The sequence below is a fragment of the Streptomyces albus subsp. albus genome (assembly GCF_000719865.1).
Classification (GTDB): domain Bacteria; phylum Actinomycetota; class Actinomycetes; order Streptomycetales; family Streptomycetaceae; genus Streptomyces; species Streptomyces albus_E.
The window spans coordinates 131,117-152,039 of record NZ_JOID01000015.1 but is presented as its reverse complement, the minus strand read 5'-3'; the positions used below and the strand labels follow the sequence as shown (position 1 = coordinate 152,039).

General features: G+C 71.0%; 14 protein-coding genes and 3 pseudogenes. 5 read left to right on the top strand and 12 right to left on the bottom strand.

Translation table 11 applies throughout. The annotated features are described in order from the left end of the window. The first annotated feature begins 197 nt into the window (after positions 1-197). The 3 genes from IF83_RS0116605 to IF83_RS0116595 are packed head-to-tail and all read left to right on the top strand — an operon-like array spanning position 198 to position 3,646. Positions 198-1,175 (top strand): ABC transporter permease, encoded by a 978-nt coding sequence (locus tag IF83_RS0116605; RefSeq protein ID WP_030544975.1) that lies wholly within the window; start codon positions 198-200, stop codon positions 1,173-1,175. 9 nt (positions 1,176-1,184) lie between these two features. Next, the gene (locus tag IF83_RS0116600) at positions 1,185-2,396 is read left to right on the top strand and encodes an ABC transporter ATP-binding protein (RefSeq protein ID WP_078843537.1); all 1,212 of its coding nucleotides are present in this window, start codon (positions 1,185-1,187) and stop codon (positions 2,394-2,396) included. Then, positions 2,393-3,646 carry an ABC transporter ATP-binding protein gene (locus IF83_RS0116595; protein ID WP_078843536.1) on the top strand — a complete coding sequence of 418 codons (1,254 nt, stop codon included), beginning with the start codon at positions 2,393-2,395 and terminating at the stop codon, positions 3,644-3,646. The genes IF83_RS0116600 and IF83_RS0116595 overlap by 4 nt, the downstream gene beginning before the upstream one ends. Positions 3,647-3,868: 222 nt before the next feature. Here the strand turns inward: IF83_RS0116595 and IF83_RS30315 are convergent. From IF83_RS30315 to IF83_RS0116565, 5 genes and pseudogenes are all read right to left on the bottom strand, one after another. Then, positions 3,869-4,838 (bottom strand): annotated as a pseudogene (locus IF83_RS30315) (ABC transporter ATP-binding protein). Next, positions 4,822-5,649 (bottom strand): ABC transporter ATP-binding protein, encoded by an 828-nt coding sequence (locus tag IF83_RS0116580; RefSeq protein WP_078843535.1) that lies wholly within the window; start codon positions 5,647-5,649, stop codon positions 4,822-4,824. Before IF83_RS0116580 ends, IF83_RS30315 begins: the two are co-directional and overlap by 17 nt. Positions 5,650-5,661: 12 nt before the next feature. Beyond that, positions 5,662-6,639 (bottom strand): ABC transporter permease, encoded by a 978-nt coding sequence (locus tag IF83_RS0116575; RefSeq protein WP_030544971.1) that lies wholly within the window; start codon positions 6,637-6,639, stop codon positions 5,662-5,664. Then, positions 6,632-7,555 carry an ABC transporter permease gene (locus tag IF83_RS0116570; protein ID WP_030544970.1) on the bottom strand — a complete coding sequence of 308 codons (924 nt, stop codon included), beginning with the start codon at positions 7,553-7,555 and terminating at the stop codon, positions 6,632-6,634. Before IF83_RS0116570 ends, IF83_RS0116575 begins: the two co-directional genes overlap by 8 nt. 141 nt (positions 7,556-7,696) lie before the next feature. Then, positions 7,697-9,328: a peptide ABC transporter substrate-binding protein gene (locus tag IF83_RS0116565; RefSeq protein ID WP_030544969.1), complete on the bottom strand. Its 1,632-nt coding sequence runs from the start codon at positions 9,326-9,328 to the stop codon at positions 7,697-7,699. A gap of 181 nt (positions 9,329-9,509) precedes the next feature. Here IF83_RS0116565 and IF83_RS30310 point away from each other — a divergent pair, with 181 nt between their 5' ends. Both IF83_RS30310 and IF83_RS30305 read left to right on the top strand, forming a co-directional pair. Further along, a complete protein-coding gene (locus IF83_RS30310; protein WP_019710215.1) occupies positions 9,510-9,773 on the top strand; it encodes a hypothetical protein in 264 nt (87 codons plus the stop codon). Continuing rightward, a complete protein-coding gene (locus IF83_RS30305; protein WP_051722832.1) occupies positions 9,770-10,141 on the top strand; it encodes a PIN domain-containing protein in 372 nt (123 codons plus the stop codon). Before IF83_RS30310 ends, IF83_RS30305 begins: the two co-directional genes overlap by 4 nt. Before the next feature lie 399 nt (positions 10,142-10,540). Here the strand turns inward: IF83_RS30305 and IF83_RS30300 are convergent. The 7 genes and pseudogenes from IF83_RS30300 to IF83_RS0116520 form a co-directional block, all read right to left on the bottom strand. Continuing rightward, a pseudogene (locus IF83_RS30300) lies at positions 10,541-11,469 on the bottom strand (ABC transporter ATP-binding protein). Beyond that, positions 11,462-12,242 (bottom strand): annotated as a pseudogene (locus IF83_RS32155) (ABC transporter ATP-binding protein). Before IF83_RS32155 ends, IF83_RS30300 begins: the two co-directional pseudogenes overlap by 8 nt. An 11-nt stretch (positions 12,243-12,253) precedes the next feature. Then, positions 12,254-13,228: an ABC transporter permease gene (locus IF83_RS0116540; RefSeq protein WP_030544966.1), complete on the bottom strand. Its 975-nt coding sequence runs from the start codon at positions 13,226-13,228 to the stop codon at positions 12,254-12,256. Next, positions 13,221-14,150, bottom strand: a complete 930-nt coding sequence (locus tag IF83_RS0116535; RefSeq protein WP_030544965.1) for an ABC transporter permease — start codon at positions 14,148-14,150, stop codon at positions 13,221-13,223. The genes IF83_RS0116540 and IF83_RS0116535 overlap by 8 nt, the downstream gene beginning before the upstream one ends. A 138-nt stretch (positions 14,151-14,288) precedes the next feature. Further along, positions 14,289-15,905 (bottom strand): peptide ABC transporter substrate-binding protein, encoded by a 1,617-nt coding sequence (locus IF83_RS0116530; protein WP_030544964.1) that lies wholly within the window; start codon positions 15,903-15,905, stop codon positions 14,289-14,291. 568 nt (positions 15,906-16,473) lie between these two features. Further along, positions 16,474-18,345 carry a translational GTPase TypA gene (gene typA / locus IF83_RS0116525; protein ID WP_030544963.1) on the bottom strand — a complete coding sequence of 624 codons (1,872 nt, stop codon included), beginning with the start codon at positions 18,343-18,345 and terminating at the stop codon, positions 16,474-16,476. A 262-nt stretch (positions 18,346-18,607) separates the two neighbouring features. Further along, the gene (locus IF83_RS0116520; RefSeq protein ID WP_078843534.1) at positions 18,608-20,665 is read right to left on the bottom strand and encodes an ABC transporter family substrate-binding protein; all 2,058 of its coding nucleotides are present in this window, start codon (positions 20,663-20,665) and stop codon (positions 18,608-18,610) included. Between the last annotated feature and the right edge of the window lie 258 nt (positions 20,666-20,923).

Sequence of the window (20,923 nt, the reverse complement as noted above, 5' to 3'; positions counted from 1 at the left end):
CAGCGGCCGGCGGCCGGACCCGGCCCCCGTCCCCGCCCCCGCGCACCGGGACCGCCACCGCGCCGCCGCGCCGCCCGCTCCGTCACCCGCTCGCCGGGCGCTCCGTCACCGCCGGCCCCGGCCCCCGGCCCCGGGGCGCCGGCCGCCGGCACCGCGTCCGTCGTCCCGTCCCGGCCATCCGCGAAAGCTGTCCACGCATGCTGAGATTCCTGGTCCGCCGGTCGCTCGGCGCCGTCGTCATCCTGCTGATCATCAGCGCCCTGACCTTCTTCCTCTTCTACAGCATCCCGCGCGACCCGGCCCTGCTCGCCTGCGGCAAGAACTGCACCCCGGACGCGCTGGAGGTCATCCGCCGCAACATGGGCATCGACAAGCCCGTGCCGGTGCAGTACTGGGAGTACATGGCGGGGATCTTCGCCGGCCGCGACTACGCGGTGGGCCCCTGCCCCGCGCCCTGCCTGGGCTACTCCTTCGTCGACAACACGCCCGTCTGGGAGACCATCCTCGACCGCTTCCCGACCACCGTCTCGCTGGCCCTGGGCGGCGCCGTCGTCTTCCTGACCGTCGGCCTGGGCACCGGGATGCTGGCCGCGGCCCGGCGCGGGACCCTCGTGGACAAGGTCGTCAGCTCCGGTTCCCTGGTGCTGAGTTCGATGCAGATCTACTTCGTCGGCCCGCTGGCGATCGCCCTGTTCGTCTACCAGCTCGGCTGGCTCTCCCAGCCCGAGTACGTGAACCTCACGGACGACCCGGCCGGCTGGTTCACCGGGCTGATCCTGCCCTGGTGCGTGCTGTCGATCATCTTCACCGCCAACTACACGCGTATGGCGCGCTCCACGATGATCGAGCAGTTGCAGGAGGACCACGTCCGGACCGCCCGCGCCAAGGGCATGGCCCGGCGCACGGTCTTCTTCCGCTACGCCTGGCGCGGCTCGCTGATCCCGATCATCACCATCTTCGGCGTCGACATGGGCTCCCTCTTCGGCGGCGCGATGATCACCGAGTTCACCTTCACCCTGCCCGGCCTCGGCCGGCTCGCCGTGGAGTCCGTCGTCAACACCAATCTCCCCATGCTCATGGGCGTGATGCTGTTCGCCGCGACGGCGATCATCCTCTTCAACATCGTCGTGGACGCCGCCTACGCGCTCATCGACCCGCGTGTGCGCCTGTCCTAGGAGACCCCTGTGACCACCGTCAGCAAGGAAGCGGCCGGGCCCGCCCCCGCCGGGCCGGGCACCGGCTCCGGGCCCTTCCTCTCCGTACACGACCTGCACGTGCGCTTCGCCACCGAGGACGGCACCGTCCGCGCCGTGGACGGGCTCTCCTTCTCCCTGGAGCGGGGCAGGACCCTCGGCATCGTCGGCGAGTCCGGTTCGGGCAAGTCCGTCACCAACCTCGCCGTCCTGGGCCTGCACGACCCGCGCACCACCACCATCACCGGGGAGATCCTGCTCGACGGGCGGGAGCTGACCGGGGCGCCGGAGCGGACGCTGGAGCGGCTCCGCGGCAACAAGATGGCGATGATCTTCCAGGATCCGCTCACGGCGCTCTCTCCGTACTACACCATCGGCCGGCAGATCGCCGAGCCGTACCGCAAGCACACCGGCGCCTCGAAGCGGGAGGCGTGGGAGCGGGCGGTGGAGATGCTGGAGAAGGTCGGCATCCCCCGCCCCCGGCTGCGGGCCGGTGACTACCCGCACCAGTTCTCCGGCGGGATGCGGCAGCGGGCCATGATCGCCATGGCGCTGGTCTGCGACCCGGACCTGCTGATCGCGGACGAGCCGACCACCGCCCTCGACGTCACCGTGCAGGCCCAGATCCTGGACCTCCTCGGGGAACTCCAGCAGGAGTTCGGCTCGGCGATCATCCTCATCACCCACGATCTGGGCGTCGTCGCCAACACCGCCGACGACATCCTGGTGATGTACGCCGGGCGGGCCGTGGAGCGCGGTTCGGTCCCGGAGGTGCTGGGCGCGCCGCGGCACCCGTACACCTGGGGGCTGCTCCGGTCGATGCCGAGCCTCCTGTCCGACCCGGAGGAGGCGCTGCACCCCATTCCGGGCACCCCGCCGAGCCTGCTGGCGCCGCCCTCCGGCTGCCCGTTCCACCCGCGCTGCGCCTTCCCGCCGGAGGTGCGGGGCGGGCCGGGGCGCTGCGTCCGCGAGCGGCCGGAGCTGCCCGAAGGGCGGGGCGCCGCCTGTCACTTGACGCCGGAGCAAAAACGGGACCTGTGGGCGGACGGGGGCATGCCATCGCGGCGCGGGGCGCGGGAGGCGCACGCCGGGACGGACGCGACGGACCCGCCGGACGCACCGGACGCGCCATCGCGGAGCGGGGACGCGGGGACCGGGAGGCCCGGGGTGCCCCGGCAGGAGCAGGGGGAGACGGGCCGATGACGAACGAGCGCACACCGCCCGCGCCGGGCACGGCCGGGGAGTCCGCCGGGGAGTCCGCCGGCCCGGCGGCTTCCGGCTCCGGCCCGGCGCACCGGGCCCGTTCCGTCCGCGCCGCCGGAGGCGAACCGGCGGCCGGGGAGCCGCTGCTCGTCGCCGAGGGCCTGGTCAAGCACTTTCCCGTGCTGGGCGGCTTCCCGTTCCGGCGCCAGGTCGGGGCCGTGCGGGCGGTGGACGGGATCGATCTGACCGTCCGGGCCGGCGAGAGCTTCGGCCTCGTCGGGGAGTCCGGCTGCGGCAAGTCCACCACCGGGCGGCTGCTCACGCGGCTGCTGGAGCCGACGGCCGGCCGGATCCGCTACCGGGGCCGGGACATCACCCACGCGAGCCGCAGGGAGCTGGCCCCGGTCCGCTCCGAGATCCAGATGATCTTCCAGGACCCGTATTCCTCGCTCAACCCCCGGCAGACCGTCGGCACGATCATCGGCGGCCCGATGGAGATCAACGGCATCGATCCGCCGGGCGGCCGCGAGCACCGGGTGCGGGAGCTGCTGGAGACCGTCGGCCTCAACCCCGAGCACTACAACCGCTTCCCGCACGAGTTCTCCGGCGGGCAGCGGCAGCGCATCGGGGTGGCCCGCGCCCTCGGCCTGGAGCCGAGGCTGATCGTCGCCGACGAGCCGGTCTCGGCACTGGACGTCTCCATCCAGGCGCAGGTGGTCAATCTGCTCCAGGACCTCCGGCGGGAGCTGGGCATCGCCTTCCTCTTCATCGCCCACGACCTCGCGGTGGTGCGGCACTTCTCGCAGCGGGTGGCCGTGATGTACCTGGGGAGGATCGTGGAGGTGGGCGACCGCGACGCGATCTACCGGGCGCCCCGGCATCCCTATACGCACGCGCTGCTGTCGGCCGTACCGGAGATCGGGACGTACGGTGCCGGGGAGGAGGCGCACGGGGCCGGCGGGGCGGAGCGCCGCGAGCGCATCCGTCTCGCGGGCGACGTGCCCTCCCCGGTCGACCCGCCCTCGGGCTGCCGGTTCCGCACCCGCTGCTGGAAGGCGCGGAAGCGGTGCGCCGCCGAGGTGCCGCCGCTGGTCCGGATCGAGGGGAACCGCGAAGGTCATCTGACGGCGTGCCACTTCCCGGAGGAGCCGTCCACCTCGGCCCGCACCGAGGACATCGTCCTGGACCCGGCGCTGGCCGCGATCGAGGAGCGCGGGGCCGGCGAGCCGCGGACGGGCGAACAGAGCTGACCCGCCCGGCCGGAACCGTGGCGGCGGGGGCCGGCGGACGCGGGCGCCGCAGCGGGCCGGCCCGTGGTCCGCCCGGCCCGGCCGGAACCGTGGGCAGAGGCCAGGAGGTCCGGGGCCCGACCCGGCCACGGCGGGTCCCGGACCGCAGCGGCCCGGCCGGGTCGGCCCCGGGGGCCACGGGTCCCGGGGCGGCCCGGGACCGCCGGGCCGGCCCCGCCCGCGTCACCCGTCGCGCCGGCCGCCCGGTTCCGGGGTCTCCCCCGAGCCGTGCGGGTCGCTGGGCCCGCCCTGCCGTACGTGCTGCGGCGCCGGCCGGGCCAGCGGCAGGGTTTCCGCGAAGTGGCAGGCCGAGGGGTGGGCGGCGGGCCCGGCCCGGTCGCGGAACTCCGCCGGCACGGCGAGCGCCGGCACCTCCCGGGCGCATTTCTCCTGTGCCTTCCAGCAGCGGGTGCGGAAGCGGCAGCCCGACGGGGGGTCGGCCGGGGAGGGCACGTCCCCGTAGAGCAGGATGCGCTCGCGCTGCTCGCGCGCCGCCGGGTCGGGGACGGGGACGGCGGAGAGCAGCGCCTGGGTGTACGGGTGGGTGGGGTGCTCGTAGATCTCCTCATCGGTGCCGGTCTCGGCGAACCGTCCGAGGTACATCACGCCGACCCGGTCGGAGATGTGCCGCACCACCGACAGGTCGTGCGCGATGAAGATGTAGGAGAGGTCGAACTCGTCCTGGAGCTTCTCCATCAGGTTGATCACCTGCGCCTGGACGGAGACGTCCAGGGCCGAGACCGGCTCCGACCGTCATCCGCGGGTTGAGCGAGGTGTACGGGTCCTGGAACACCATCTGGATGTTGCGGCGGACGGCCTTCAGCGCGCGCCCGGACAGCTTGGTGACGTCCTCGCCCTTGTAGCGGATGGTGCCGGAGGTCGGCCGCTCCAGATGGACCAGCAGCTTCGCCACCGTCGACTTGCCGCAGCCGGACTCGCCGACGATGCCCAGCGTCTCGCCGCGCGCGAGGTCGAAGGAGACGGTGTCCACGGCCCGGACCGCGCCGGTCTGCCGGCGGAACACGACGCCGCGGGTCAGCGGGTACAGCTTCTGCAGATCGCGCACTTCGAGGATCGGCTCGGGCCGCGGCGGCCGGGGCGACTGCTGCGGCTCCGGCTCGCGCGGCGGCTCCACCTCAATGTGCTGGTGCATCGTTGAGTTCGTCCTTCCAGAAGTGGCAGGCGCTGGCGCGGCCGGGCAGCGGGGTGCCGTCGTTCTCGGCGACGGTGTAGAGGGGCGGCCGGTCGGTGACGCAGACCGCCTGCGCCCGGGGGCAGCGTGGATGGAACTCGCAACCGCGCGGGATCCGGGTGAGGTTGGGGGGCAGGCCCTTGACGGCGTAGAGCCGCTTCCCCTTGCGGATCAGGTCCGGCTCCAGGGCCAGCGCCATCGCGATCATGATGCGCTGCCGCATACCGCCGGAGAACTGGTGCGGATAGTCGTTCACCCGCTGCTTGGCCGCCGGGATGCGGACCCGGTCCATCAGCTCGACGGCCTTCGCGCGGGCCGCTTTCCGCGAATCGCCCCGGTGCACCTGGAACATCTCGCCGAGCTGATAGCCCACCGAGAGCACGGGGTTGAGCGAGGACAGCGCGTCCTGGAAGATCATCGCCATCTGCGCGCCGCGGATCGCGCGGCGCTCCTCGCGGCCCGCCCGCAGCAGGTCCCGGCCGCGGAAGAGGATCTCCCCGCCGGTGATCCGCCCCGGCGGGGAGTCCAGGATGCCCATGACGGCCTGCGCGGTCACCGACTTGCCCGAGCCGGACTCGCCGAGCACGGCGAGGGTCTCCCCCGCGTCCACGTCGTAGGTCACGCCGTTGACGGCCTGGACGACGCCGTCGCGGGTGCGGAACTCCACCCGCAGATCGCGGACGTCCAGCAGCGGGCCCTCGCCGTCCGGCACGCCGCCCCGTCCCGGTGCGGGCTGCTCTCCGTCTGCGGTCGGCGTCGCGGTCGCGGGCATGGTGGCGGCTCCTCAGCGCAGCTTGGGGTCGAGGGCGTCGCGCACCGCGTCGCCCAGCATGATGAACGCCAGCACCGTGATGCTCAGGGCGCCGGCCGGCCAGAGCAGCATGTGCGGGGCGTTGCGGATCTGGGAGGCGGCGTTGGAGATGTCGATGCCCCAGGAGACGGTCGGCGGGCGCAGCCCGACCCCGAGGAACGACAGGGTGGCCTCCAGCGCGATGTAGGTGCCGAGCGCGATGGTGGCCACCACGATCACCGGGGCGACGGCGTTGGGCGCCACGTGCCGCAGCAGCATCCGGCGGTTGCTCGCGCCGAGCGCCCGGGCGGCCTGGACGTAGTCGTTCTCCTTGGCGGTGATCACCGCGCCGCGGGCGATACGGGCGATCTGCGGCCAGCCCAGCAGCACGATGAAGCCCACCACCGGCCACACCGTCGTACTGGTGACCACGGAGAGGAAGACCAGCCCGCCGAGGATCACCGGGATGCCGAAGAAGATGTCGGCGGCCCGGGAGAGCACCGCGTCGGCCCAGCCGCCGAAGAAGCCGGCCAGCCCGCCGATGAGCCCGCCGAGCAGCGCCACGCCCAGGGTGGCGCAGACACCGACGGTGACGGAGGCGCGGGCCCCGTGCACGGTGCGGGCGTAGACGTCGCAGCCCTGGGTGTCGTAGCCGAAGGGGTGGCCGGGGGCGCGGCCCTGCTGGGACTTGGAGAGGTCGCAGGAGAGCGGGTTGGTGGAGACGATCAGCTGCGGCCAGATGGAGATCACCACGAGGAAGAGGATCAGCAGCGCGGAGACGATGAAGACGGGGTTGCGGCGCAGCTCCCGCCAGGCGTCGGACCAGAGGCTGCGCGGCTTTCCGGTGTCCGTGCCGTCGGGCCCGCGCCGGGGAGGGCGCTCCAGCGTCTCGGCCTCGCCCATGGCGAGATCGGCCGAACCGCCGGCTCCGGTGGGGGCGATGGCCCGGTCGGGGTCGTTGCCGTCAGGCATAGCGGATCCTCGGGTCGAGTACGGCGTACAGCAGGTCGACGACGAGGTTCGCCAGCAGGAAGACGATGACCAGGATGGTGACGAAGCCGACGACCGTGGGCGAGTTGTTGCGCAGGATGCCCTGGTAGAGCTGGAAGCCGACGCCGTGGATGTTGAAGATCCGCTCGGTGACGATGGCCCCGCCCATGAGGGCGCCGATGTCGGTGCCGATGAAGGTGACCACGGGGATCAGCGAGTTGCGCAGCAGGTGCCGGACGATGACGCGGCGGCGCGGCAGGCCCTTGGCGATCGCGGTGCGGACGTAGTCGCCGCGGACGTTCTCCGCGATCGAGGTGCGGGTGAGCCGGGTGACGTAGGCCAGCGAGACCAGGGCGAGCACCACGCCCGGCAGCAGCAGCTCCTCGAAGGTCGCGTCGGTGGAGACGGAGGGCCGGACGAGCCCCCACTTCACCCCGAAAAGGAACTGGAGCAGATAGCCGGTCACGAAGGTGGGGACGGAGATCACGATCAGGGTGAGGAAGAGCAGGCCGGTGTCCACGGCCCGGCCGCGCCGCAGCCCGCTGACCACCCCGAGGACGATGCCGACGATCACCTCGATGACCACCGCGACCAGGGTCAGCCGCAGGGTCACCGGGAAGGCGGTGGCCATCAGCTCCAGCACCGGCTGGCCGTTGAAGGCCGTCCCGAAGTCGCCGCGGAAGATCTGGCCCATGTAGTGCAGGTACTGCTTCCACAGCGGCTGGTCGAGGTAGAGCTCCTTGCGGATGCGGGCGGCGGTGGCCGGGTCGGGCGCCCGGTCGCCGAAGAGCGCCGCGACGGGGTCGCCGAGCGCGTACACCATGACGAAGATCAGGAAGGTGCTGCCGATGAACACGGGGATCATCTGGAGCAGCCGCCGGATCACATAGCGTCCCATGGGGGTGCTCCGGGGGTCGTGGTGCGCCGCCGCCCGCGCCCGTACCGCGTGGTTCTCCGGTACGGGCGGTACGGGCCGTCGGGCGCGCCGGGCTCGTGAGGGCTGCCGGGCTCGTGGGGCCTGCCGGGCTCGCCGGGCTCGTCAGGCGACCTTGATCTGGTCGTAGACGGGGACGCTGAAGGGGTTGAGCTTCACGTTGGTGAGCTTGTCGGAGTAGCCGGCGCTGCCGTTCTGGTACCAGAGCGGGATGGCGGGCATCTCCTCGGCGAGCACCTTCTCGGCCTCCTGGAACGTCTCCACGGCCTTCCCGGTGTCGCTCTCGGCGTTGGCCTCGTCGACGAGCTTGTCGAACTCCTTGTTGCTCCACTTGCCGTCGTTGGAGGAGGCGTTGGTGTAGTAGAGCGGCTGGAGGAAGTTCTGGATCAGCGGGTAGTCCATCTGCCAGCCGGCCCGGAAGGGGCCCTTCATCCGCTGGTCGCCGATCTGGTTGCGGTAGTCCGCGAAGGTGCCGACCGGGTTGACGGTGCAGGCGCTGTCCCGGCCGACGGCGTTGTTGATGCTGTTGCAGACGGCGTCGAGCCACTCGCGGTGGGAGCCGGTGTCGACATTGGAGCTGAGGGTGATCTTCCCGCCGGGGAGGCCGCCGGCCTCCTCGATCATCTTCTTGGCCTCCGCCGGGTCGTACTCGCAGGCCTCGCCGCACAGGCCCTTCTCGTAGCCGCCGTCCTCACCGAGCACGGGGGAGGTCCAGTCGGTGGCGGGGGTGCGGGTGCCGCTGAAGATCTGCTCGGTGATCTGCTCGCGGTTGATGGCCCGGGAGATGCCCTTGCGCAGCTGCTCCTTCCCCTCGCCCCAGGCGTCGTCGTAGAAGGGGAAGGCGAGGGTCTGGATGATGCCGGCCGGCTGGTTGATGTAGCGGTCGCCGAGGTCGTTCTCGACGTTCTTGAGCTGGGCGGCGGGGATGTCGTCGGCGAGGTCGAGGTTGCCGGCGAGGAGGTCGGTGTAGGCGGCGTTGTTGTCGGTGTAGACCTTGAGGTCGACGCCGCCGTTCTGCGCCTTGTCGTCCCCCGGGTACTTGTCCCACTTCCGCAGCTTCATCACGGAGCCCTTGGTGTAGGACTCGACCTGGTAGGGGCCGTTGCCGACGGGCTTCTTCACCCAGGCGTCGTGGTCGTCGAAGAAGGCCCGGGGCAGCGGGGCGAAGGCGTTGTAGCCGAGGGTGTCGGGCCAGGTGGAGAACTTCTGGCTGAGCTTGACGGTGAAGGTCCGGTCGTCCTTCACCTTCAGCCCGGAGAGGGTCTTCGCCGTCGGCTCACCCTCCTCCGGGTGCACCTCGTCGTACCCCTCGATGTACTCGAAGAAGTAGGCGTTCTTCTGGGCGTTGTCGACGTTGGCGCCGTAGTTCCAGGCGTCCACGAACGACTTGGCGGTGACCTTCTCGCCGTTGCTGAACGTCCAGCCGTCCTTGACCTTGACGGTGAAGGTCTGCGAGTCGTCGGTGGTGATGGACTCGGCGAGCATGTCCTTGGCCTCGCCGGTCTCCGGGTCGTACCGCTTGAGCCCGCGGAAGATCATGTCGAGGACCTTGCCGCCCTGGACCTCGTTGGTGTTCGCCGGCTCCAGCGGGTTCTGCGGGTCGCCCCAGGAGGAGCTGAGGACGCCGGTCCCGTCCCCTCCCCCGCTTCCGCCGTTGTCGTCCCCGCCGCAGGCCGTCGCGGCCAGTGCGGCGGCGATCGCGCAGGCGGCCCATCTGGCGTGCAGGGATCGGCGCATGAGGTGCCTCCTCGGTCGGGGAACGGACGCCCGGTCCCATCCGAGCCCGCTTCGCCCGCCCCCGCATCCCGGCCTGCGCCATCCGCGCGGGCGGCGGGCGGGGAGTCACCCGCCCGCAGGAGCGCGCGTCCGCGCGGAGCCCTGGGCGCACCCGGCCGGTATTCAACGGTATTCTCGCCGTATGGCCGACACCACCATCAAAATCACCGATGACGTCCGCGACCGCCTGCGCATACTGGCCGAGGAGCGCGGCACCAGTGTGCGCAGCCTGGTGGAGCGGATGGCCACGGAGACGCCCACCGAGGCGGAGCGCGCCGAACGCACCGCGCGGGGCCTGGCCTACATCCGCGCGAACCTCTGCCCGGATCTCACCGAGGACGACGTGCGCCGGGCTCAGCAGTGGCGTGCCGACATCGCGGCCGGCCGCCTCGGGAGCCGCAGGTGATCATCCTCGATCACACGGCCGTGCTCGCCCTCTGCCGCGGGCACCGCTTCCTTTCCGGCCTGGCGGTCGTGGAGGCCGGTGACCCCGCCCAGCGGGCCCAGGTCCCCGCCCTCTGCCTGGTGTCGGCCAGTCTCGAACTCCCGGGCGCCGCCGCCCATCTGGGAGCCCTCCCGGGCCTGGAGTTCCTCCCCCTCGACTTCGCCGCGACCGCCGCCGTGGAACAGGCCGCCGGCGCCGGGCTGGACTGGCGCCACGCCCACGCCGTCTACGCCGCCGTGTCCGACCCGGCGGGCGGCCAGGTGCTGAGCGGCACCCCGGAGGCATACGACGGAACGGGTGTCTGGGTGGTGGACATCGGCAAGCCGTGATGTCAGGGATCGCGGCAGGAGGACGGAACGGAGGGTCAGCTGCCGTGCTGCGGCGCTTCTCCGTCGTGCCCGGGCGAAGACCAGTCGGCAGCACTCGCGAACGGCGTGCTGGGCGGTCTGTGAGAGCCAAGCCGACACGCTCAGCCCTTCCCGCTCCGCAGCGGCCTGTGCCGCCTCCAGCACCTCGCTGGGGATGGTGAGGGTGACGTACTCAGAACTCATGTGGGAACCCTGCGGAGTTCCGGACGCCCTGCCCCGTCCCGTCGGCCGGACCACCCGAAGGAGTGGCCGCCTCTTCCGCCACTCCGCGATACGCGAACGGCCCCGGCCCCCGGTTCATGACCGGGGGCCGGGGCCGAGTCCGCCCGGCCCGCGCCGGGCGCGGGACGGGGGTGGGCGTTACGCGTGGACGACGTCCTTCTCCTCCGCGAAGTGGCACGCCGACTCGTGGTTCGCCGGGGTGTCGGAGCTCTTGAAGCGCTCCGGAACCGCCAGCAGCGGCTCCTCCACGGCGCACTTGTCCTGCGCCTTCCAGCAGCGGGTGCGGAAGCGGCAGCCCGACGGCGGGTTGGCCGGGGACGGCACGTCACCGGTGAGCAGGATCCGCTCGCGGCCCTCGCGCATCTCGGGGTCCGGGACGGGGACGGCGGAGAGCAGCGCCTGGGTGTACGGGTGCGTCGGGTGGTCGTAGATCTCCTCGTCGGAGCCGATCTCGGCCATCTTGCCGAGGTACATGACTCCGACCCGGTCGGAGATGTGGCGGACGATGGAGAGGTCGTGCGCGATGAAGATGTAGGAGAGGTTGAACTCGTCCTGCAGCTTCTCCATCAGGCGACCGTCATCCGCGGGTTGAGCGAGGTGTACGGGTCCTGGAACACCATCTGGATGTTGCGGCGGACGGCCTTCAGCGCGCGCCCGGACAGCTTGGTGATGTCCTGGCCCTTGTAGAAGACCTCGCCGGCGGTGGCGTGCTCCAGCGTCATCAGCAGCTTGGCGACGGTGGACTTGCCGCAGCCGGACTCGCCGACGATGCCCAGGGTCTCGCCCTGGTGCAGGTCGAAGGAGATGCCGTCGACGGCCTTGACCGCGCCGATCTTCCGCTTGAAGAGGATGCCCCGGGTCAGCGGGAAGTGCTTGACCAGGTTGCGCACCTGCAGGATCGGCTCGCCGCGCTCGACCGGGGACTCGATGGCCGCCACGACCTCGGCGGTCTCGTCGGACTCCTGGGCCGCCGCGGCATCGGCCGCGGTCTTCTCGGCCTCGGCCGCCTGCTCGGAGGTGACGGTGGAAGCGCCCGTGGCCTCGTCCTTCTTGCTGATCTCAGCCATGGATCGTCTCCTCCCAGAAGTGGCAAGCGCTGCGGCGGCCGTCGAGTTCCGTGCCGTCCCGCTCGGTGACCTGGTACAGCGGCGGGATGTCGGCGCGGCAGACGTCCTGCGCCTTGGGGCAGCGCGGGTTGAAGGCGCAACCGGACGGGATACGGGTCAGGTTGGGCGGCAGGCCCTTGATCGCGTAGGATCAGGTCCGGCTCCAGGGCCAGCGCCATCGCGATCATGATGCGCTGCCGCATACCGCCGGAGAACTGGTGCGGATAGTCGTTCACCCGCTGCTTGGCGGCGGGGATCTTCACCCGGTCCATCAGTTCCACGGCCTTGGCCTTGGCGGCCTTCCGGGACAGGCCCTGGTGCACCCGGTACATCTCGCCGAGCTGGAAGCCGACGGTGAAGACGGGGTTGAGCGAGGACAGGGCGTCCTGGAAGATCATCGCCATCTTGGCGCCGCGGATCTTCCGGCGTTCCTCGGCGGACATCTTCAGCATGTCCTGGCCGCGGAAGAAGATCTCCCCCTTGGGGATGCGGCCGGGGGGCATGTCCAGGATGCCCATGACCGCCTGCGCGGTCACGGACTTGCCGGAACCGGACTCGCCGAGCACGGCGAGGGTCTCACCGGCGGACACGGAGTAGTTGACGCCGTTGACGGCCTTGGCCACGCCGTCGCGGGTGTGGAACTCCACGTGCAGATCGCGGACTTCGAGCAGTGGTGTGCCGTCCGCCCCGCCCGCGGGCTTGGGTTCGGCCGAGGTCTTCTCGATGGTGGTCACGTACGCCTCCCTCAGCGCAGCTTGGGGTCGAGGGCGTTGCGGACCGCATCGCCGAGCATGATGAACGCCAGCACGGTGACCGACACCATGATGGCCGGCGCCAACAGAGCGTGCGGCGCGTTGCGCAGCTGGTCGGCGCCGTCGGAGACGTCCATGCCCCAGGAAACCGTGGGCGGCGAGATGCCGATGCCCAGGAAGGACAGACTGGCCTCGGCCGCGATGTAACCGCCGAGCGCGATGGTGGCGACGACGATCACCGGGGCGATCGCGTTGGGCAGCACGTGCCGCAGCAGGATCCTGCCGGTGCCGGCGCCAAGAGCCTTCGCGGCCTGAACGTAGTCCGACTGCTTGGTGGTGATCACCGAGCCGCGGGTGACGCGGGCGATCTGGGTCCAGCCGAGGAAGGCCAGTGCCAGGGAGACGATCCAGACGGTGCGGACATCGAAGACGTTGAGCACGACCATCGCACCGAGCAGGAAGGGCAGGCCGGCGAACACGTCGAGGATCCGGGACAGGACGCTGTCGATCCAGCCGCCGAAGTATCCGGCGATCATACCGAGCAGGCCGCCGAAGACGGTGACCAGCAGCGTCACGGCGATACCGACGGTTACGGAGGCGCGAGCGCCGTGGACCACCCGCGCGTAAATGCTGCGGCCCTGATGGTCGTAGCCGAGCCACTCCGGTGAGAAGAAGTGGGTGAGCTGCGGTGCCTGGAGATAGTGGTTCGCCAGGTCACCGCGGCGCGGGGACGCGCCGGTGAAAAGGGTCGGCCAAACGGCCATCACCAGCAGCAGGAGGATCAGTCCGGCCGAGATCACGAAGAGCGGGTTGCGCCGCAGGTCGTGCCAGGCGTCGGACCACAGGCTCCGCGGCTTGCCGACCGGACCGCCCTCACCGTTGCCCGTGCCGGGGGTGTCGGCAGTCTTGTCCAGGTCCGCCGGGGTCGCCGGGGCGGGGACATGGGTGGCTTGAGTGACGTCAGACATAACGGATCCTCGGGTCCAGAACCGCGTAAAGCAGGTCGACGATCAGGCTGATGGTGAGGTAGAGGATGACGAGCAGGGTGACGACGCCCACCACCGTCGATCCCTCACGGCGGAGCAGTGCCTCGTAGACGAGGTTGCCGACGCCCTGGACGTTGAAGATGCCCTCCGTGATGACCGCTCCGCCGAGCAGCGCGCCGAGGTCGGTACCGAGGAAGGTGACCACCGGGATCAGGGAGTTGCGCATCAGATGCACTCCGATGACCCGGCGGCGCGGCAGGCCCTTGGCGATGGCGGTGCGGATGTAGTCGGAGCGCAGGTTCTCCACGACGGAGGTGCGGGTCAGCCGGACCACATAGGCCAGGGAGAGCGAGCCGAGCACGATGGCCGGCATCAGCAGATCGCCGAAGGCCTCCGAGTCCTGCACCGTGGGCGTCAGCAGCTGGAACTTGAAGGCCAGCCAGAACTGCGCGGTGTAGCCCAGGACGAAGGACGGGACGGAAATCAGCAGCAGGGTGAAGAAGAGCATCGCCCGGTCCAGCAGCCGGTCCGCCCAGAGCCCGGCCGCGATGCCGAGCGAGATGCCGACGAGGACGGTGAAGGTGAAGGCGAACAGGGTCAGCCGGATGGTGACCGGGAGCGCGTCGGCGATGACTTCGGACACCGGTCGCTGGCTGGCGATCTGGGTACCGAAGTCGCCCTGGAACAGCCCTCCGATGTAGTTCAGATACTGCTGCCAGAGAGGCAGATCGAGGCCGAGGTCCTTCTTCAACGCCGCGATCTGTGCCGGGTCCACGGACTGGTCGCCCCAGAGGGCCCGCACGGGATCGCCGGGCAGGCTGTACATCATGAGGAAGATCAGCAGGGTTGACCCGAGGAAAACCGGTATCGCCTGGAGCAGTCGCCGCACGACATAGCGCCCCATGTTGCCTCCAATAGGAACGGACGGCCCCAAGGGGCCGTTCCACTGCTGGGAACGGCCCCCGGGGTGCCTGCCCCGCCGACTGCCGGTTTGCGGCCGCGGCGGGATCGGCCGGATGCGGAACGGGGTTCCGCGCGCGTCTTACTTGACCGTGACCTGGTCGATCACGATGTCGCCGTGCCAGTCGGTCGTGACGTTGTCGACGTCCTTGCCGTAGCCGGCGTTGATCTTGTAGTTGAAGACCGGGATGGCGGGCATCTGCTCGGCCAGCTTGCGCTCGACCTCCTGGTAGATCTTGAGCGACTCCTCCAGGGTCTCGGCGTTGTCGCCCTTCTCCATCAGCTTGTCGATCTCCTTGTTGGAGAAGCGACCGCTGTTGGCCTCGGCCTTGGTGTGGTAGAGCTCCCGCATGAAGTTGACGTTCACCGGGTAGTCGGCCACCCAGCCACCGCGGTACATGCCCTTGACCTTGTTGGCGTCACGCAGGTCCAGGTCGGTCTGGAAGTCCGGCTTGGAGTCCGGGATGCACTCCACACCGGTGTTCTGGCGGATGTTCTCGCAGACCGCCGTCACCCAGTCCTTGTGGCCACCATCGGCGTTGAACTGGATCCACACCTTGTTGCCCGGGATGCCGCCGCCCTCTTCGACCAGCTTCTTGGCCTGCTTCGGGTCGAACTTGAAGGCCGGCGAGTCGAGGTCCTGGTTGCCCATGACCTGCGGCGGGGTGAAGCTGGTGGCCGCGTCACGGGTGCCGTTCATGACGGTCTTCGCGATGGTCTCGCGGTCGATCGCCATGGACAGGCCCTGGATGACCTTGGGGTCGACGTCCTTGAACGGCTTGCTGTAGAAGGCCGGGACGATGCTCTGGACGCCGGCGAAGGGCTCCTCGATCGCACGGTCGCCCAGGTCGCTCTTGTACTTGGGCAGGTCGCGGGACGCGATCTGGCGCACCACGTCGAGGTTGCCCGAGATGAGCTCCTGGTACGCGGCCTCGGGGGTCGAGTAGTTCTTGAACTGGATGCCCTTGTTGGCCGCCTTGTCGTCGCCCTTGTACTTGTCGTAGGCGGCGACCTGGAAGAGCTTCTTGTGCTGCCACTTCTCGAACTTGTAGGGGCCGTTGCCCACCGGGTTCTTGGCGAACGCCTTCGGGTCCTCCATGGCCGACTTGGGCAGCGGGGCCCAGGTCGTGTAGCCCATCTTGTACTCGAAGTACGGGACCGGCTTGGAGAGCTCGATGGTGAAGGTGAGGTCGTCGACGACCTTCAGACCGGACATCTTCTCGGCCTTGGCGTCACCCTTCTCGGGGTGCACCTCGTCGTAGCCCTTGATGTCGGCGAACCAGAAGCTGTTCTTCTGGTTGTTCTTGATGTGGGCGGCCCAGTTCCAGGTGTCCACGTAGGACTGGGCGGTGACCTTCTCGCCGTTGTGGAAGGTCCAGCCGTCCTTCAGCTTGACCGTCCAGAGCTTCGAGTCCTCGGTCTTGATCGACTCGGCGTTCAGGTAGACCGGCTTGCCCTCGTTGTCGTGCTCGAGGAGCTGGGTGAAGAGCGCCTTGACGAGGTAGCTGCCGTTGCTCTCGTTCGTGTCCGAGGGGATCGGCGCGTTCTGGGGCTCGCCGACCTCGATCGAGACGTAGCCCTCGGGCTTGCCGGAGCTCGACTTCTTGCCTTCGTCGTCGCTGCCGCCGCCGCACGCCGTCACGGCCATCGTCACGGCTATCGCACCCGCAGCGAACTTGGCACTTCTGGCACCGCGCATGGGTGTGCCTCCTCAGGAGTCCATCGTCAGTACATGGAAGGGCGCCGGTCGCGGGCTGACACCCCTGACAGCCGCAGCCGGCACCTGTGCTCGTGAGTCGGCGCGCTCCCCACAGCGCGTGACCCATTGACCCGAGCTCGATGGACCCCACTATCGGTCACCCGGGACCCCCGAAACCACACGTCAGGGATCTCGGTTTGGTCACATCAACCAGGCCGGATGGCCGAAATCCGGGCAAACTAAGCCCATACAGACAGGCACGAAACGGACTGTTAACTCATGTACCGGATGACGGGGACCGATAGTCGAACGCGATCCGCGCGAAATCGGATTGACAACGGAGATCAACAAGGCCCGTCGAAAGACCCGCTCGGCACCCTCTCCGGGGCCTCTCCGGCACCCTCTCCGACAGGGCCCGCCGGGCGTCGATTACCCACGCGTAGCCCGCCGGAAACCAGCGAGAACCGGCCATCCGGCCAGAGGCCGCCGCCAACGCCGCCGGGGGCGCCCCGAAGGACGCCCCCGGACGGACCGGAAGCACCGCGGCGCGGGAAGCCGCGGCGCAACCTCAGCGCTTGGCGCGGGAGGCCGCGCGGGCGCGCTCCTTCTGGTCGAGGGCGACCTTGCGGATGCGCACCGTCTCCGGGGTCACCTCGATGCACTCGTCGTCCCGGCAGAACTCCAGCGACTGCTCCAGCGACAGCAGCCGCGGCGGGACCAGGGACTCCGTCACATCGGCCGTGGAGGACCGCATGTTGGTGAGCTTCTTCTCCTTGGTGATGTTGACGTCCATGTCGTCCGCGCGGGAGTTCTCGCCGACGATCATGCCCTCGTAGACCTCGGTGCCCGGGGAGACGAAGAGCACACCGCGCTCCTGGAGGTTCGTCATCGCGAAGGCGGTCACGACTCCGGACCGGTCGGCGACCAGGGAGCCGTTGTTCCGGGTGCGCAGCTCGCCGAACCAGGGCTCGTGGCCCTCGAAGATCGAGTGCGCGATGCCCGTGCCGCGGGTCTGGGTCAGGAACTCCGTCCGGAACCCGATCAGGCCGCGGCTGGGGACGATCCACTCCATCCGGATCCAGCCGGACCCGTGGTTGGTCATCGTCTCCATGCGGCCCTTGCGCGCGGCCATGAGCTGGGTGATGGCGCCCAGGTGCTCCTCGGGGGAGTCGATGGTCATCCGCTCGATCGGCTCGTGGAGCTTGCCGTCGATCTCCTTGGTGACCACCTCGGGCTTGCCGACGGTCAGTTCGAAGCCCTCCCGGCGCATCGTCTCCACGAGGATGGCCAGCGCCAGCTCGCCGCGGCCCTGCACCTCCCAGGCGTCGGGGCGCTCGGTGGGCAGCACGCGGAGGCTGACGTTACCGATCAGCTCGCGCTCCAGCCGGTCCTTGACCAGCCGGGCGGTGACCTTGTGGCCCTTGCCGCCCTTGCCGACCAGCGGGGAGGTGTTGGTGCCGATCGTCATCGAGATGGCCGGCTCGTCCACCGTGATCAGCGGCAGGGCGATCGGGTTCTCCGGGTCGGCCAGCGTCTCGCCGATCATGATGTCCGGGATGCCGGCGACCGCGCAGATGTCACCCGGGCCCGCCTTCTCGGCCGGCTTGCGGGTCAGCGCCTCGGTCATCATCAGCTCGGTGATGCGGACGTTGGAGACGGAACCGTCGCGCTTGATCCACGCGACGGTCTGCCCCTTCTTCAGCTCGCCCTGCTCGACGCGGAGGAGCGCGATGCGGCCGAGGAAGTTGTCGGCGTCCAGGTTGGTGACATGGGCCTGGAGCGGGGCGCTCTCGTCGTACTCCGGGGCCGGGACGGTCTCCAGGAGCGTGGTGAAGAACGGCTCCAGGTTCTTGCTGTCGGCCGGGACGGTGCCGTCCTCCGGCTTGGTCAGCGAGGCGATGCCGTCGCGGGCGCAGGCGTAGACGATCGGGAACTCGATCTGCTCCTCGGTCGCGTCCAGATCGAGGAAGAGGTCGTACGTCTCGTCGACGACCTCGGCGATCCGGGCGTCAGGGCGGTCCGTCTTGTTGATGCAGAGGATCACCGGCAGCTTGGCCTGCAGCGCCTTGCGCAGCACGAAGCGGGTCTGCGGCAGCGGGCCCTCGGAGGCGTCCACCAGCAGCACCACGGCGTCCACCATCGACAGGCCGCGCTCGACCTCGCCGCCGAAGTCGGCGTGGCCGGGGGTGTCGATGATGTTGATGGTGACGGGGCCGCCGCCGGCCGACGGGTGGTACTTGACCGCGGTGTTCTTGGCGAGAATGGTGATGCCCTTCTCGCGCTCGAGGTCGTTCGAGTCCATCATGCGCTCGTCGAGGTTCTCGGCGGCGTGCGCGGCGAAGGCGCCGGCCTGCTTGAGCATGGCGTCGACGAGGGTCGTCTTGCCGTGGTCGACGTGGGCGACGATGGCTACGTTACGGATGTCGTGGCGCGTGGGCATACTGCGGGGCACTCCCGGAATCGTGGATGGCGGCGCGTACGGTCCGGCACGCGCGCCCGCCGGGCTGGAAACATGCCTCGGCCTCACCCCATCGTACGGGCCCCGGCGCACCCGGCGCGCAGCCCCGCCCCGCCCGGGGCCCGGCGGGGCCGTGCGCTGCGAGGGGCGGGCGGGGGCGGGGTTCCCGTGCGGGGCGCGGAGGCGCGCCGGAGCGGCTCGGCGGCTCGGCGGCTCGGCGGCGGCGGCTCGGCGGCTCAGCGGCTCAGCGGCGGAAGCCCACGTCCTGATAGCGCGGCGTCGCGAAGCCGAAGGCCCCGGCGTTGACCACCCCGGGCCGCACGGCCACCAGCTCCGGCCGCTGGTAGAGCGGGATGGACCCGGCCGCGGCCCAGATCCGGGCGTCGGCGCGGCTCAACAGCTCCCGGGCCACCGACTCGTCCAGTTCCGCGGCCGCCTGCTCGAAGAGCTGGTCGATGCGGTCGGTGCCCACCCCCGTGTAGTTCTGCTCGACGGTCAGCGAGCCGTCCGGCGCCGGCCGCGGCTTGGCGAAGACCGGGCGGGCGTCGGTCGCCGGGAAGGCGGTGGCCGGCCAGGAGTAGAGGGCCAGGTCGAAGTCCCCGGAGGCGACGTGCTCCCGGAAGAACTTCTCCCCCGCCACCTCCTCGATCTCCGCCCGGATCCCGACCGCGGTCAGCATCTGCGTGATCCGTTCCGCGACGGCACGGAGCTGCCCGGCGCCCCGCCCCTCGGGGAGGACGAACTCCAGCGTGAGCGGCACCCCGTCCTTGTGCAGCACATGGGCGTTGCCCGGCAGGGCCCGCTCACCGGCCTTCTCGCCGGCCTTCTCGCCGGCTTTCTCGCCGGTCAGCTCCCCGGCCTGGCTCCCCCGCTCCGCCGCCTTCTCGCCGGCTTCCTCGCCGGCGGCCCGCCCGGTGCCCGGCTCCTTGGTGCCGGACTCCTTGTTGCCGGCGTCCCTGGCGCCGGGCCCGGCCGTGATCGTCCGCCAGCCCGCGTCCGCGAGCATCGCCTGCGCCGCCGCGGGGTCCGGCCCGCCGAGGGCCGAGCTGTTGTCCTCGTACCCGGGCTGGCCGGCCAGGCGCAGATGGCTGCCGGGCGGAGCGGCCGGGAGTTCCAGCGGCTTCAGCACCGACTCGGCGAGCGCCGAGCGGTCGATGGCGCGGGCCACGGCGCGGCGCACGCGCTCGTCGGCCAGCGGGCCCTCGGCGCCGTTCAGCGCGAGCTGCGTGTAGGCGGGGGCCAGGGAGCGGCGCACGTCGATCCGGCGCAGCGCCGCCGACCTCGCGTCGCGCCGCTGTACGGACGTGCGGATGTCCTCCACCTCCGGCCGGCCGATCCCCGCAATGTCGATCTTCCCGCCGGCCAGCGCCGCCACCCGCCGCTCGCGGGGCACGGCGGTGAGGACGAGCCGGTCGAGCTTGGCCCGCTCGCCCCACCACCGGGGGTCGCGGACGAGGGTGACGGTGCGCTCGCGGGCATCCCGGGCACGGAGGGTGAAGGGGCCCGCGGTGGCCCTGAGGGTGCGGCGCGTGCCGTCGTTGAAGGCGTCGGCCCCGCCCATCGCCGACTTCGGGTAGAGCGGCGTGAAGAGGGAACGCCAGTCGGCGTACGGCGTGTTGAAGGTCACCCGGATCTCGTGGGCGTCCCGGCCCGGGTCGACCCGGGCGACGCGGTCGTAGCCGGCGTTGCGTGCCGTCCAGTAGGCGCGGTTCCGCCCGTTGAGCGCCTGCCACTGGGCCCGGAAGTCCGCCACGCCCAGGGGGCGGCCGTCGCTCCAGACCGCCTCGGGGTTCAGCCGGTAGACGACCACCTGCGCGGGCTCGTGCTGGACGACCTCCGCCGAGCGGAGATGGTCCGGGTTGCGCTGCGGGCGGCCCGCGCGGTCGAGGTGGAACAGCGCGGGGAGGACGGCCTCGGCGATGCGGTCGGTGGTGGCGCCGGAGTCGGCCTGGAAGACGTTGAGCGTGGCGGGCGCCGAGTCGACGGCCCACCGGACGGTGCCGCCGTCGCGCACCTGCTCGCGGGGGGTGGCGGCGATGTCGGGCGGGGCGGTGTGGGCGGCCGGCTTGTCGTCGTCGCCCCCGCCGCAGCCGGTGAGCCCGGCGAGGCCGGCCAGCAGGGCGGCGCTCAGCAGCAGCGCGGTGGGCGCGGGTGCGCGCACCCGCGCCCGGGCAGGCGGTGCCGGGGACCGGTCGGTCGGTGCCGGGGACCGGTCGGTTGGTGCCGGGGACCGGTCGGGCGGTGCCGGGGACCGGCGGTCGGCCACACCGGTGCTCGGGTCGGCTGCTCCGGTACTGGACATGGTGGACCTCCCGGCTCGCACGCGTTTCTCCCCACCACTGAAGGGGCGGTCCGGGGCCCGGGCACGGTGGATACGGCCGGGGGGCCGGGGATGTCACCCGCGCGAGTGGTGCTCGCCTGCCGGCGCGGGTTCGCCTCCGGCGCGGGTTCGCCTCCGGCGCGGGTTCGCCTCCGGCGCGGGTTCCGGTTCTTGTCCGGGTGCGGCGCCGTTGTCCCGCGCTGCGCGCGGGTGCTGCCCGCCCGCGGCCACCCATTGCTC

Excerpts from the sequence above, each read along its gene's own strand:
- IF83_RS0116605 (WP_030544975.1), top strand. The coding sequence starts at position 198 with ATGCTGAGATTCCTGGTCCGCCGGTCGCTCGGCGCCGTCGTCATCCTG.
- IF83_RS0116595 (WP_078843536.1), top strand. The coding sequence starts at position 2,393 with ATGACGAACGAGCGCACACCGCCCGCGCCGGGCACGGCCGGGGAGTCC.
- IF83_RS0116580 (WP_078843535.1), bottom strand. The coding sequence starts at position 5,649 with ATGCCCGCGACCGCGACGCCGACCGCAGACGGAGAGCAGCCCGCACCG.
- IF83_RS0116575 (WP_030544971.1), bottom strand. The coding sequence starts at position 6,639 with ATGCCTGACGGCAACGACCCCGACCGGGCCATCGCCCCCACCGGAGCC.
- IF83_RS0116570 (WP_030544970.1), bottom strand. The coding sequence starts at position 7,555 with ATGGGACGCTATGTGATCCGGCGGCTGCTCCAGATGATCCCCGTGTTC.
- IF83_RS0116565 (WP_030544969.1), bottom strand. The coding sequence starts at position 9,328 with ATGCGCCGATCCCTGCACGCCAGATGGGCCGCCTGCGCGATCGCCGCC.
- IF83_RS30310 (WP_019710215.1), top strand. The coding sequence starts at position 9,510 with ATGGCCGACACCACCATCAAAATCACCGATGACGTCCGCGACCGCCTG.
- IF83_RS0116540 (WP_030544966.1), bottom strand. The coding sequence starts at position 13,228 with ATGTCTGACGTCACTCAAGCCACCCATGTCCCCGCCCCGGCGACCCCG.
- IF83_RS0116535 (WP_030544965.1), bottom strand. The coding sequence starts at position 14,150 with ATGGGGCGCTATGTCGTGCGGCGACTGCTCCAGGCGATACCGGTTTTC.
- IF83_RS0116530 (WP_030544964.1), bottom strand. The coding sequence starts at position 15,905 with ATGCGCGGTGCCAGAAGTGCCAAGTTCGCTGCGGGTGCGATAGCCGTG.
- typA (WP_030544963.1), bottom strand. The coding sequence starts at position 18,345 with ATGCCCACGCGCCACGACATCCGTAACGTAGCCATCGTCGCCCACGTC.
- IF83_RS0116520 (WP_078843534.1), bottom strand. The coding sequence starts at position 20,665 with ATGTCCAGTACCGGAGCAGCCGACCCGAGCACCGGTGTGGCCGACCGC.